The organism is Bacteroides intestinalis DSM 17393, assembly GCF_000172175.1.
Lineage (GTDB): Bacteria > Bacteroidota > Bacteroidia > Bacteroidales > Bacteroidaceae > Bacteroides > Bacteroides intestinalis.
Window position 1 is genome coordinate 357,538 of record NZ_ABJL02000008.1, and the last position, 13,040, is coordinate 370,577.

At 45.7% G+C, this 13,040-nt stretch carries 12 protein-coding genes and 1 riboswitch; of the genes, 11 read left to right on the forward strand and 1 reads right to left on the reverse strand.

Translation table 11 applies throughout. From position 1 onward, the window contains the following. Positions 1-68 precede the first annotated feature (68 nt). A complete protein-coding gene (locus BACINT_RS10945) occupies positions 69-647 on the forward strand; it encodes a DUF4251 domain-containing protein (RefSeq protein ID WP_007662990.1) in 579 nt (192 codons plus the stop codon). A gap of 119 nt (positions 648-766) precedes the next feature. Here BACINT_RS10945 and BACINT_RS10950 read toward each other — a convergent pair whose 3' ends face one another. Continuing rightward, positions 767-1,000, reverse strand: coding sequence for a hypothetical protein (locus BACINT_RS10950; RefSeq protein WP_007662991.1), 234 nt, complete (start codon positions 998-1,000; stop codon positions 767-769). A 133-nt stretch (positions 1,001-1,133) separates the two neighbouring features. Next, a riboswitch (cobalamin riboswitch) is annotated at positions 1,134-1,384 on the forward strand. 51 nt (positions 1,385-1,435) lie between these two features. Here BACINT_RS10950 and BACINT_RS10955 point away from each other — a divergent pair. The 10 genes from BACINT_RS10955 to BACINT_RS10995 all read left to right on the forward strand — a co-directional run bounded on the left by BACINT_RS10955 (position 1,436) and on the right by BACINT_RS10995 (position 13,040). After that, a complete protein-coding gene (locus tag BACINT_RS10955) occupies positions 1,436-3,478 on the forward strand; it encodes a TonB-dependent receptor plug domain-containing protein (protein WP_007662992.1) in 2,043 nt (680 codons plus the stop codon). A gap of 13 nt (positions 3,479-3,491) precedes the next feature. Beyond that, positions 3,492-3,740 (forward strand): sirohydrochlorin cobaltochelatase, encoded by a 249-nt coding sequence (locus tag BACINT_RS23680; RefSeq protein WP_227100593.1) that lies wholly within the window; start codon positions 3,492-3,494, stop codon positions 3,738-3,740. A 144-nt stretch (positions 3,741-3,884) separates the two neighbouring features. After that, a complete protein-coding gene (cobJ, locus tag BACINT_RS10960; protein WP_007662994.1) occupies positions 3,885-5,303 on the forward strand; it encodes a precorrin-3B C(17)-methyltransferase in 1,419 nt (472 codons plus the stop codon). A gap of 11 nt (positions 5,304-5,314) precedes the next feature. Continuing rightward, positions 5,315-6,583 (forward strand): bifunctional cobalt-precorrin-7 (C(5))-methyltransferase/cobalt-precorrin-6B (C(15))-methyltransferase, encoded by a 1,269-nt coding sequence (locus BACINT_RS10965; RefSeq protein ID WP_007662995.1) that lies wholly within the window; start codon positions 5,315-5,317, stop codon positions 6,581-6,583. After that, a complete protein-coding gene (gene cobM, locus BACINT_RS10970) occupies positions 6,580-8,646 on the forward strand; it encodes a precorrin-4 C(11)-methyltransferase (protein ID WP_007662996.1) in 2,067 nt (688 codons plus the stop codon). The genes BACINT_RS10965 and cobM overlap by 4 nt, the downstream gene beginning before the upstream one ends. A 107-nt stretch (positions 8,647-8,753) precedes the next feature. Then, positions 8,754-10,649 (forward strand): cobalt-precorrin-5B (C(1))-methyltransferase CbiD, encoded by a 1,896-nt coding sequence (gene cbiD, locus BACINT_RS10975; RefSeq protein ID WP_007662997.1) that lies wholly within the window; start codon positions 8,754-8,756, stop codon positions 10,647-10,649. A gap of 105 nt (positions 10,650-10,754) precedes the next feature. Continuing rightward, positions 10,755-11,558, forward strand: coding sequence for a 3-ketodihydrosphingosine reductase (kdsR, locus tag BACINT_RS10980; RefSeq protein ID WP_007662998.1), 804 nt, complete (start codon positions 10,755-10,757; stop codon positions 11,556-11,558). Between the two features lie 107 nt (positions 11,559-11,665). Next, positions 11,666-11,842 carry a hypothetical protein gene (locus BACINT_RS10985; RefSeq protein ID WP_007662999.1) on the forward strand — a complete coding sequence of 59 codons (177 nt, stop codon included), beginning with the start codon at positions 11,666-11,668 and terminating at the stop codon, positions 11,840-11,842. A gap of 89 nt (positions 11,843-11,931) precedes the next feature. Then, a complete protein-coding gene (locus tag BACINT_RS10990) occupies positions 11,932-12,234 on the forward strand; it encodes a type II toxin-antitoxin system RelE/ParE family toxin (protein ID WP_007663000.1) in 303 nt (100 codons plus the stop codon). 128 nt (positions 12,235-12,362) lie between these two features. After that, the gene (locus BACINT_RS10995; RefSeq protein ID WP_007663001.1) at positions 12,363-13,040 is read left to right on the forward strand and encodes a porin family protein; all 678 of its coding nucleotides are present in this window, start codon (positions 12,363-12,365) and stop codon (positions 13,038-13,040) included.

The following is a 13,040-nucleotide window of genomic DNA, read 5'->3' on the forward strand; positions in this document are numbered from 1 at the left end:
ATTAATATAGATCACATGCATCCTTTTCATTTTTTGATTGTTTATTCTAACAAAAGAAAGAAGAAGTTATGAAAAAGATTATCGTATTATTGATGTTGGTTTTCATAGGTGCATCTACAACAATCTATGCACAGGAAAGTAAAAGTGAAAGTCGTCGTGCTGAACGTAAAGCACAACGTGATGCAGAAAAAGCTCGGGAGAAAATAGAAGAAGAACGAGCATACACTGATGCAGTACAAGCCATAAAGGAGAGAAAGTTTGTATTGGAAGCGGATCGTGTAACATTCAAAAGAGGCCGTAGTGCTTTTGTTACATCCAATACCAATTTTATCCTTTTAAATGGTGACCGGGCATCCGTACAGATTGCTTTCAATGGCGCCTTTGCAGGTCCTAACGGAATTGGAGGTGTTACAGTGGATGGCACTGTAGGTGAAGTAAAAACCACCACCGACAAAAAGGGGAATGTAACTTGCAATTTTAGTGTGACAGGTGTAGGAATCTCAGCACAAGTCTCTATCAGGCTCACTCGTGGCCGCAACAATGTATCTGCCACAGTAAATCCTAATTTCAACTCGAATAGATTAACACTGGACGGTAAACTCGTTCCATTGTCCGAGTCGAATATATTTAAAGGACGGTCGTTCTAATTATTGTAATTGAACACTTGCGGCTGCAAGAGCCTGCGCTTGTACAAATGAATGTTCACACTTGTACAAGCGCAGGCTCTCGCAGCCGCAAGTGTTTTTTTATGAGAGTTACAGTACTCTTACTTTCCGCTCCATCGACTTAATCTATTTTCCACTTCTTCAGTAGACACAACCTCTTTACACTGCATCTGTTCCAAAGCATTATCAATCTTATCACGCAGTTCAAAAGAAAAGTATAGAACATCATCCGGACAACGATTATTTAATAATGCCTCAATGTCTTCTAATAGCCGTTCATCGTTTACCGCCATTAGGCGTTGAAACAAAAGTTGTTTACGTTCTCCTGTCGTCATAAAGTACCGTATTAATTACATACTACAAATATAGAGTTTTTATTTATGATTCATCCTTTCGATGTTTTTATACATACTTCTGCTTTCCTAAACATAAAAGCCTAAAATACTTTTCCTTATCTAAAGATATGTTTATCTTTGTACCCGCTTAGGTGATGTGAAGTGTGTTCAACACTCCACATAAAAGGGAATCCGGTGAGAAACCGGAACAGTGCCCGCTACTGTAAAGCCTTAATTTTGTTTCAGATAACGCGAAACAAAAAACGGGAAGTATTCATTGAAGAACTTCCAGAAACCACTGTCCAACAAATGGGAAACCAAGGATGGGAAGGTTACTTTCCGTAAAGGCTGAGTCAGGAAACCTGCCTGGGTAATCACATAATTAACGCCGTCTCGGGGTCAAGAAGGCAAGTATTAATTCTTATTTATCAATCAATGAAGAAACAGAATTGGCTGTTCATCCTCATGGGAGGATGTGTAGCAATGAGTGCATCTGCACAAGAGACAAAACAGAGTCAAGACCTGAGTGTAGAACTTAATCCCGTTGTAGTAACAGGTACAGGTACGCATCACAGACTGAAAGACACCCCAACACCAGTGGAAGTAGTAACAGCGAACGACATTAAAAAGGCTGGAATTACAGATTTCCGTGAGGCGATGACTGCTTTGGTTCCGTCGCTGTCTTTCTCTACCAACTCAATGGGAGACTACCTTATGCTAAACGGACTGTCGAACAAGTATGTGCTTATACTTATTAATGGCAAAAAGCTAACAGGAGACAGCAGTAACAACATCGACCTGAACCGCATTGACATGAGTAACGTAAAACGTATTGAAGTCCTGAAGGGTGCCGGTTCCGCTCTTTATGGTAGTGATGCTATTGGTGGTGTAATCAATATCATTACAAACCAACCGATAAATGACATAACAGTTACCAGCAATACAAAGGTAGAAGAGCGTGGACAATTCACCCAGACTGCCAACGTAGACATCAAAACAGAGAAGTTTGCTTCTTATACTTCTTATCAACGTCGTCAGGCCGATGGTTGGACTCTCACACGTGTAGATGCAGATGGTGAAGCGAGAGACCAACATGATGCTAACGCTTTCTATACGGACAATTATACCCAGATGTTTCAATTTACACCGAACGACAAACTGTCAATGTATGTTGAAGGTAGTTATTATGACCGTACAGTTAAACGTCAGCCCGAATACCTGAAATACAATCTGACATACGATGCATACAGTTTAGGAGCAGGAGCTAAATATAATTTCAACAAACGTTCTTATATCCAGTTTGATATTAAGAATGATAATTACGATACCAATTATCTGTACACCAATGAGGATGGAGATAACAAGGTTGGAGACGAAGTGCGTCAGAAACGGCAGCACTATTATAGCGGAAACCTGAAGTCATTATTCCGCTTTACGGAAAATACCCGTACCATATTCGGAGTGGAATATATACAGGAAACTCTGGATCGACCTTCATTCAACGTTGATGAACGCGCATACACTTGGGCTACCTATGCACAAGAAGAAATCACTTTGTTTAAGAACTTACAGATACAGGCAGGATTGCGCTATGTATATCACGAAACAGCCAAGAGTAACGTTACACCCAAACTTGCCGTAATGTATCGTTTGGGCGATTTTACCATTCGCGGACAATATTCGGCAGGATTCCGTGCCCCAGGACTTGATGAGCTATACAAATACTCTTATTCTCAAAGAGGAACCAGAGCAGGAACATTAAGTGCCGGAAACAAGAATCTGGATGCAGAGAAAAGCAACTATGGCTCCATCAATTTAGAGTTCAATAAGAAATGGTTAACAGTGGGAGTAACCGGATATATCAACGAGTTACGCGATATGATTGTAGCGCGTACCGTTAAACTATCCGAATTTTCAGAGGCTGAACAAGCAGCTTTCCAGGAAATCGCAAACGAATTATATGGTGGCAATGCCAAGCTGGGTAATATCCAAAACTACGTTAACAACGATAAAGCGTTAATCAAAGGATTTGAAGTGAATCTGAATGCAAATCTGGGTTATGGTTTCTCTTTAGGCGGTAATTATACCTTTGCCGACGCCAGAACTAAAGACAGTGAAACCGGCTGGCACAAAATAGAGCGCAGTGTTCGCCACTCGGGTAATGTAAACGCAAACTATGCGCATGCTTGGAAGAGCTATCGGCTAAATATCAACCTGAATGGTCGTGTACAAAGCAAACGCATCCATGAGACTTTAAAAAGTGATGAATGGATTGACGAATCCGCTCCCGGATTTGGTTTATGGAATATCAGCACAAGACATACTTTTGACGGCTTAAAATACTTTACCATAGAACCGGGCGTAGGAATCAGCAATATTTTCGATTACAGCGACCGCCGTCCGGATGCATCCCATCTGGCCTCTCTTACACCGGGACGCACATTCTATGTAAGCCTTTTATTACGTTTCAAAAAATAATCCCACAATATCTATTTATGAGGAGGGTTATCCTACACTGGACGCTACACTGGCACAGTTGAAAGAGACACGCCCGAAACAAGTAACACTGATACCGTTGTTGCTGGTATGCGGTAATCATACGAAAGAAGACATCGTCGGAGTATGGAAGCCGGAAATGGAAAAGGCAGGTTATCAGGCCAATGTCCGCATGCAGGGACTGGGCGAACAACCCGCTATCCGGAAGTTATATATGGAACACATTGAGGCGTTGCTGAAATAGCTACACCCTTTCCTTCTCAGGGCTACACCCTTTGCCTCGGATGGCTACACCATTCCGGGTAAAGGGTGTAGCCCTTTTTACAGCCTTTTATGCCCGAAGTTTAAAGAATAGAGCGTATCTTTGCGCCGTAGAAATAAAAGCGATATGAAACAGCCAAAGATAATAGTTGCCGGCATCGGTCCGGGCAGCGAACAAGACATCACGCCCGCAGTTCTGAATGCGGTTCGCGAAGCGGATGTAGTAGTGGGATATAAATATTATTTCCGTTTTATCCAGCCTTATCTCCACCCTGAAACAGAATGTATAGATACGGGCATGAAGCGGGAACGCACTCGTGCGGAACAGGCATTTGAATTGGCGGAACAGGGAAAAACGGTTTGTGTCATCAGTTCCGGTGACGCGGGGATTTATGGAATGACTCCGCTGATTTACGAGATGAAGCGGGAACGGAACAGCAACGTCGAAGTGATTGCCTTTCCGGGTATCAGTGCTTTTCAGAAAGCGGCTTCACTGCTGGGTGCTCCTGTGGGACATGATTTCTGTGTGATTTCTCTTTCCGATCTGATGACACCGTGGGAACGGATTGAGCGTCGCATCCGTGCGGCAGCCATGGCTGATTTCGTAACGGCTGTATACAATCCGAAAAGCGAAGGGCGGTATTGGCAACTCTATCGACTGAAAGAGCTGTTTCTCGCAGAAGGACGCGCTCCGGAGACTCCGGTAGGTTATGTACGCCAAGCCGGACGGGAGGAACAGGAAGTGCATCTGACGACACTCGCTGATTTCAATCCCGAAGAAGTGGATATGTTTACGGTCATCCTGATCGGTAACTCGCAGTCTTATGCGTGGAACGACAAGTTCATTACTCCCCGGGGATACTATAACCGTCCGGATAAGGATGAACAACCGACTAAGGGGATAGGTCAAAACATCATGATACAAAGCTTCCGGACCATTGAGTCGGAACTAAAGAATAAGAATATTCCTCTGGATCATAAATGGGCTTTGCTGCACGCCATCCACACCACGGCTGATTTTGAAATGGAAAAGCTGCTATATACGGACAAAGGTGCTGTGGAAAAGCTTTATCAGAGAATAGCGGACGGCCGGTTGAAAACGATTGTTACGGATGTGACGATGGCTGCCAGTGGTATCCGTAAAGGAGCTTTACAACGGCTGGGGGTAGAAGTGAAATGTTATCTTTCCGATGAACGGGTAGCAGCAATGGCAGCGGAAAAAGGGATCACCCGTACACAAGCCGGTATACGTCTGGCGGTGGAGGAACATCCGGATGCCTTGTTCGTATTCGGTAATGCGCCAACGGCTTTGATGGAACTTTGTGATCTGGTACGTAAAGGAAAGGCTGTACCAAGCGGTATTATTGCCGCGCCTGTGGGTTTTGTACATGTACAGGAATCCAAACACATGGTGAAGCCGTTCATGGAAATACCCAAATTGATAGTGGAGGGACGAAAAGGAGGAAGTAATTTGGCTGCAACGCTGGTGAATGCAATCTTGTGCTACAATGATGCGGAACAGTTAAGGCCGGGACGGGATGTGTAAATAAATACGCTATGATACGAAACTTTATCATCATAGGTATGGACGACAACCGGGAACCTTTCTTCCCGCCCGAAGTGCTGCGACATATCCGGGAAGGAAAAGTTTTCTCCGGTGGCTTGCGGCATCGGGAAATTGTAGAGAAGTTACTTCCGGAAGGTGCGGAGTGGATTTCCATAACAGTTCCACTGGATAACGTCTTTGCCCAATACGAAAACATTTTTGCAGACTTTGAGAAGAAGGCTTCCGATGCATCGATTGTCGTATTTGCATCCGGAGATCCCCTGTTTTTCGGCTTCGCCAATACGGTAAAACGAAAACTGCCCGATGCAAAGATACGCCTCTACCCGGCTTTCAATTCCCTGCAAACATTAGCACACAGGCTGGTGATGCCCTACGACGATATGCGTACCGTCTCTCTGACAGGACGTCCGTGGCAGGAACTGGACAAAGCACTCATAGAACGTGCCCACAAAATAGGCGTACTGACAGATCGGGAGCATACCCCTGCTACTATCGCCGCGCGGATGTTGGAATACGGATACACCGATTACACGATGTACATCGGTGAGCACCTCGGTAATCCCGAACGCGAACGCATCCGGCAACTGAGCCTTGAAGAAGCCTCAGAAGAGGTCTTCGAGCACCCCAACAACCTGCTGCTCTATGCAGACACCTCATACAAATCTATGCAGACACCCTGTACTGATCTATCAGAGTTCAGGAATCACCTCACCCGCCCCTTCGGTCTTCCCGACGAACAATTTGCCCATTTGGACGGACGTGCCCGCATGATTACCAAAGCTCCGATCCGCCTCCTTACCTTGCAGGTATTGGAACTGAATCGCCGCCGTGTTTTTTGGGACATAGGTTTCTGCACAGGCTCTGTCTCCATCGAAGCCCGCCTGCAATTCCCGCATCTTACGATTGTTTCGTTCGAGATACGTCCCGAAGGAGAAGAACTGATGCGCATCAACTCCCGACGTTTCGGTGCGCCGGGAATCACAGCCTTAATCGGAGATTTCCTGCAAACTGACCTGGAAGCTCTCCCCCGCCCCGACGCTGTCTTTATCGGCGGACACGGTGGAAAATTAGAAAATATACTGGTACGCCTGAAAGAAGTATTGCAGCCCAACGGTTGCATCGTCTTCAACTCCGTGTCCGAAAGTAGTAAGGAGCTATTTCGTCAAGGAGTTCATGCTGCAGGAATGACCTTACATTCCTCTCTGCGTATCATCATCAACAATTTTAACCCTATAGAAATAATGAAAGCAACGATATGAAAACAGCTATCCTTTTAGTAACAGGCAACAGCCTCAGCCTGGCCGAGACACTGCACCAAGAAATGAACGACTCCGAAATATTCACACTCGAACATTTTCCCGGTTGCACTTATATCTCATCCCTTTCCGATTTCATAGAAGAGAATTTCGACGAATATGATGCATTCATCTTCATTTGTGCCATGGGCATTTGTGTCCGCACCATTGCCCCCCATGTAAAAGATAAGCACACCGACCCAGCCGTGATCTGCGTGGACAGTATGGGGCGCAATGCCATATCCGTATTGTCCGGTCACATCGGGCAAGCCAATAAAATCACCCAAGATGTCGCCCACATTTTAGGGGCGAATCCCGTCATCAGTACCTTGAGCGACAATAGCGGATTATGGGCTCTTGACACCCTCGGACAAGAGTTCGGTTGGGAGGTTTTGGTAGGTATGTCGCACGCATACTATAAAAATATAGAACTCCTCGACGACGAAGAAGAAAGCGATGAGGGGGAAGAGTACAATGAAGAAGAAGAGTACGGCGAAGATGAGAATGAAGAGTACGACGAGGATGAGGATGAAGAGTACGACGAGGATGAGGATGAAGAGTACGATGAGGATGAGGATGAAGAGTACGATGAAGATGAGGATGAAATTGAGGATGATAACAGTATCATACTTCAAATGAGGGACGGTACCAATTACAACGAGAGAACCAAGGAATTCAACGTCATCATTAACCTCTTCGTCAACAAATACCGTACCGCCCTGTTACTTGAAATCCGCGATGAAGGTACTGACTACCTGGAACGTACCCGACCCCAACACGTCGACGTCTATTACCATCGCAGCGACATGGATCTCAGCCAGTACAAACTGCTGATTATCGTCAGTCCCTTTATGTTCTTCGACCCCGCAATAGCCCACATACAGTATATTCCTAAAATATTGCATGTCGGCCTCGGACTCGCACTCGATCCCCCCGAATTCGAAGAACTATTCGTCAATCTCGTTGTAGGCGCACCCGGTAAAAACATCTGCGGGCAAGCCATCAAAGAAGTAGCCACCATCGATGTGAAACGCAACGTAGAAGTGATAAAAAAATTACAGAAACTGGTCGACGTCCGCTTCTATACGGCCGAAGAACTGAGCCAGGTAGAAGTTCCCAATCCCAGCACCACCGTACAAAAGTACATGGGCACGCCCAGTGTATGCGAAGCAGCGGCCATACTCTCATCGCATCACGGTGTGCTATATGCCGAGAAATTCAAAGGCCTCAGCAATAAATCCACCTTCGCCATCGCCATCGAGAACGGATACCTGCGTCAAGGGCACATCGAAATCGTCGGTGCCGGTCCGGGTAATCCCGACCTTATCTCCGTATGTGGAAGGCAAATGCTGGAGAAGGCAGATCTTATCCTCTACGCCGGCAGTCTCGTCCCCCGCGAACTGACATTCTGTGCCAAACCGGGTGCTACCGTCCGCAACTCAGCCTCTATGGACTTGGAAGAACAATTTGCACTGATGAAGAAATTCTATGATGAAGACAAATTCATCGTCCGCCTGCATACGGGCGATCCCTGCATCTACGGTGCCATTCAGGAACAGATGAACTATTTCGACCAGCATCACATGAGTTATCACATCACACCGGGCATTTCTTCCTTCCAGGCTGCTGCCGCTGCGCTGAAGTCTCAGTTTACCATTCCTGAGAAAGTGCAGAGTATCATCCTTACCCGCGGCGAAGGACGCACCCCCATGCCGGAACGCGAACAACTCCACCTGCTGGCACGCTCGCAAAGCACCATGTGTATCTTCCTCAGCGCCGGCATTGCCGAACAGGTGCAGGAAGAGCTCTTACAGGAATATCCCGAAACCACCCCTGTTGCCGTTTGCTACCACCTTACCTGGAAAGACGAGCGCATCTATCGTGGAGAGTTGAAGAACCTTGCAAAGATTGTGAAAGAGAACAACCTAACGCTCACCACCATGATTGTCGTAGGTGAAGCCATCGACAACCGCGAAGGCCTTTCCCGGCTCTACGCCCATGAGTTCAAACATCTCTTCCGTAAATAAGAAGGGAGTGATAAGGTGATAGGGTGATAAAGTATCTGTATTATATATCACGGAGTGTTATCACTTTATCACCCTATCACTTTTTGTTCAACTAAAACCTAAAAGTAATGATATTAATATTAGGTGGAACCACCGAAGGACGCATCGCTGCCCGTACCCTTGAAGAAGCCGGAAAACCATTCTACTACTCTACCAAAGGAGACGAGCAGGAAGTAACTATGCACCACGGTATCCGCCTGCATGGTGCCATGGATAAACTGGACTTGGAGCGCTGTTGCCGGGAACATAACATTCAATTACTGGTAGACGCTGCCCACCCCTTTGCCATACAACTACACCAGACCGTAGAGAAAGTAGCCCATACCCTGAACCTGCTTGTCATCCGATTCGAACGTATTTATCCGCCACGCGATGAAGAGCACATCACCTGGTGCGATGATTTTGAAGATGCCATCCGGCAAATCAGGAAAGAAGATATCTTCACCCTCCTGGCACTGACAGGGGTACAAAGCATTGCCAAGCTAAAGCCCCTCTGGCAGGAAAGTGCCTGTTGCTACTTTCGTATCCTTAACCGTGAGAGCTCCCGCCGCCTGGCCGAACGTGAAGGTTTTCCCAAAAAATATCTGCATTACTACCATGCAGGCGAAGACGAACGCATCCTGTTACAGCGACTTCACCCCGAAGCCATATTGATAAAGGAAAGCGGACTTTCCGGAGGATTCAATGAAAAAGTGGAAGCTGCCCTTCAGGAAGGTATCCGCATTTTTGCAATCCGTCGTCCGCCAATGCCCGGAAGTTTTATGATAGTGAACGGTGAACATGGCCTACGCCGGATGATTGAAAAGCATCTGCCCGATTTTTACCCTTTGCGTAGTGGTCTGACTACGGGTATCTGTGCAGCCGCGGCCGCTGTAGCTGCAACCTGGGATATTTTCAATGTTCAACGCCAGCCCCGACCCGAAGAATTCCCTGTTATTCTCCCTAACGGAGAAACCATTTATGTTCCCGTCGAAGAGCAAGAACTCTACCCGCATCCCAGCTGTGTAAACGATGACTGGAGGCTGGAGGCAGATGCCACTGTCATCAAAGATGCAGGTGATGACCCCGATGTAACCAATGGCATGCAAATCAAGGCCAATGTTGCCGTGCCTTTCCGTTTTGACGATCCAACACCCGCAGAACTTGGTGCTGATGATTATACCGTTATTGTCTGTGGAGGCGAAGGTGTAGGCATTGTTACCCTATCGGGTTTAGGACTGGAAGTGGGAGGACCTGCCATCAACGTTACTCCCCGCAAAATGATTGAAAACAATGTAAAGGCATGCCTTCAACGACTTGGCATTTCCAAACAACCCAATCCTTTTGCCGTCACTATTTCCGTGCCGGGTGGCGAAGAGATAGCCCGGCGGACTTTTAATCCCCGTCTGGGTATAGAGGGTGGTATTTCTATCATCGGAACTTCGGGTATCGTGAAACCTTTTTCTTCCGAAGCATTTATAGATTCCATCCGCAAATCTATGGAAGTAGGTCGAGCAACAGGAAGCCCGCGCATCGTCCTTAATTCCGGTGCAAAGAGTGAAAAGTATGTCCGAGGGTATTATCCCGAACTGCCTGTACAGGCATTTATTCATTACGGAAACTTCATTGGAGATACGATAAAGATTGCCGCAGATTTGGAAATCAAAGCGGTGACTTTGGGTATCATGATAGGAAAAGCCGTGAAGTTGGCAGAAGGCAATCTGGATACGCACAGCAAACAGGTGACGATGAATAAGGATTTCCTACGTGAAGTAGCACTTTCTACCGGATGCGGCGGGGAAACACTTGCTGTTATCGAAAAGATAACATTAGCCCGTGAGTTATGGACATTGCTCTCTGCTGAAGATTTGCAAGCTTTTTGTTCCCGTTTACTCGAACTGTGTCATCAATATTGTGACCCGTTGCTACCTGAAGGAGAGCTAACGATTCTGCTCATCAGCGAAGAAGGGAAAATAATTACATAGAATAAAAAAACAAGTTTTACATGTAGTCTATCAGACTGAAAGTCCTACGCTATATAATAAAAGCCCTTCAGGTTATATGCGAAACTTAAATTAAAAACCTCAAATATGAAACACCCTCAAATAATCCTCGTCACCGGTGCTTCTTCCGGTTTTGGAAGAGTCATTGCTACGCAGTTGGCTGCACAAGGGCATATCGTTTATGGCTCCAGTCGGAAAGCAGTATCCGATAATCCCGGCTTCACAATGTTGCAATTGGATATTACTGATCCTGCATCAGTATCCAATGCCATATCGACAATTCTGAAAGAGCAAGGTAGCATTGATGTACTTGTCAACAATGCCGGGATGGGTATCAGCGGAGCTATCGAACTCACTACCGAGGAAGAGATACAGCGCCAGATGAATACGAATTTTACGGGTGCCGTCCGTATGTGTGCAGCAGTACTGCCTTTCATGCGCGAAGCCGGACACGGACGAATCATAAATATCAGTTCCATTGCAGGCGTCCTTGCCGTTCCCTTTCAGGCTTTCTACAGTGCATCAAAGTTTGCGATTGAAGGATATAGTGAAGCACTTTACCAGGAAGTAAAACCACTGGGTATACAAGTTTGCGTAGTCGAACCGGGAGATTTCCAAACTGGTTTCACAGCGCAGCGGCAAGTGAGCCAGACCACTCTCTCCCATCCACAATACGAAGAGAGTTTTGCAAAAGCCATGCAAAATGTAGAGTTGTCTGAAAACAATGGTTGCCGACCGGAAAAGTTAGGCAAAGCAATCTGCAAACTGGTAAATAGCCGCCGCCCTACTTTCCGCACAAAGGTCGGTCCGTGGGAGCAAGTATTCTTTGCCCGCATCAAACCTATGCTGCCGTTTAGTCTGGTAGATTGGCTGATCAGGAAATTCTATTAATTAGCTGTGTAGCTCATCCCCTTTGGGCAAAACTTTATAGAATAACATTTTGTGTGTTCTTTCCAAAACACTACCTTTGTGGCATACCCATTCAAAAAGGAGGATGTATGACAACTTTTGAATTAAAACGTAGTATTTTACAATATATCAACGCATTGATGGATGATGAAGCGGCGATGCGCCGTATAAGTCGTTATATACGTCGTTTGCGTAATTCTACATCAACAAAAGATGTAGCACATGAAGACATGATTCCGTATACAATGGATGAATTACATGAGTGAATTGATAAAGCAGAAAAAGCGATCATCGAAGGAAATGTAATTGATTCTAAAACAGAAGACGCCCAATTAGCAGATTTCATGCGCACACTATGAAAATAAAGACTTATCCTGAAACTACTCAGGAGCTACGCAAGATTGCCGCTTTTTGTAAACAGCAATGGAGCATTGAGATTGCACACAGGTTGATTGAAACCTATCAGAGAAACAAAAAACGTCTTTCTTCCAATTCTTATATGGCTCCAATAGAGCCTTTATTAGTAAATCGGGAGTATGTTTACCGAGGATTACTCATTCATAAATATTGTAAGGTAATATATCGCATAGATGAAACTGCGGGCATAATTTATATCGTAGATGTATGGGATACCCGTCGTGAGCCCCACGAAATATAGCACAACCACTCGTAACCCGTAGCTTGTAGCTCGTAGCTTATAATATTCCCCCAACAGGAATTGTATGTAATCATATAATTTATATCTTTGCGAGCAAATAAACATCAACCCCTTACAAGGTTCAAGTAATGAAACAGACTATTCTCACTATTTTCTTTGCAATCATAGCATTGGGAGCAAGTGCCCAATCCCCTATCTCCTTTCAGGTAAAAGCCGGAGTCGGTACCTCCAACTTCTATGGAGAAAATGTAGAAAGTGATACACGTATCGCCTACAAAGTAGGTGTCGGCATGAACTATGAGCTCAACCGCACATGGGTGTTTCAACCATCACTGAACTTCGTATCAATAGGTGCCCGTGAAGAAGTGGAATACGTAGGCAAAGTGAATATGAACGAGTTGTATATCCAGCTCCCCATCATGATGGCCGCCCGCCTCAACCTTGGAAAGAATTACAGTGCTTCCTTGAGTGCCGGCCCGTATATTGCCTATGGCGTAGGCGGAAAGACATCCGGCGAGATGGAGGAATATGATTACAGTAGTGAATACAATCCTAACAGAAGCTACAGATTCCGTATAGATACTTTCGGTAACCGGATAGATGACAAAATGGGAAACAAACGCTTTGACGCCGGCCTTATGTTCGGCCTCAACATCGAATATCACAAATTCATATTCGGAGCAGAACTTCAATTAGGAATGATCAAGGTAAACGACCAGCTGGATAATCTATTGCAATCATCCGGCATTGAGAAATTCTCTCCCAAGAATCTCGCTTCGTTCTTCACCGTAGGATACCGTTTCTGA

What these genes read in the sequence shown, in the direction of transcription:
- BACINT_RS10955 (WP_007662992.1), top strand. Translation starts at nt 1,436, where the DNA reads ATGAAGAAACAGAATTGGCTGTTCATCCTCATGGGAGGATGTGTAGCA.
- kdsR (WP_007662998.1), top strand. Translation starts at nt 10,755, where the DNA reads ATGAAACACCCTCAAATAATCCTCGTCACCGGTGCTTCTTCCGGTTTT.
- BACINT_RS10945 (WP_007662990.1), top strand. Translation starts at nt 69, where the DNA reads ATGAAAAAGATTATCGTATTATTGATGTTGGTTTTCATAGGTGCATCT.
- BACINT_RS10990 (WP_007663000.1), top strand. Translation starts at nt 11,932, where the DNA reads ATGAAAATAAAGACTTATCCTGAAACTACTCAGGAGCTACGCAAGATT.
- BACINT_RS10985 (WP_007662999.1), top strand. Translation starts at nt 11,666, where the DNA reads ATGACAACTTTTGAATTAAAACGTAGTATTTTACAATATATCAACGCA.
- cobM (WP_007662996.1), top strand. Translation starts at nt 6,580, where the DNA reads ATGAAAACAGCTATCCTTTTAGTAACAGGCAACAGCCTCAGCCTGGCC.
- BACINT_RS10950 (WP_007662991.1), bottom strand. Translation starts at nt 1,000, where the DNA reads ATGACGACAGGAGAACGTAAACAACTTTTGTTTCAACGCCTAATGGCG.
- BACINT_RS10965 (WP_007662995.1), top strand. Translation starts at nt 5,315, where the DNA reads ATGATACGAAACTTTATCATCATAGGTATGGACGACAACCGGGAACCT.
- cbiD (WP_007662997.1), top strand. Translation starts at nt 8,754, where the DNA reads ATGATATTAATATTAGGTGGAACCACCGAAGGACGCATCGCTGCCCGT.
- BACINT_RS10995 (WP_007663001.1), top strand. Translation starts at nt 12,363, where the DNA reads ATGAAACAGACTATTCTCACTATTTTCTTTGCAATCATAGCATTGGGA.
- cobJ (WP_007662994.1), top strand. Translation starts at nt 3,885, where the DNA reads ATGAAACAGCCAAAGATAATAGTTGCCGGCATCGGTCCGGGCAGCGAA.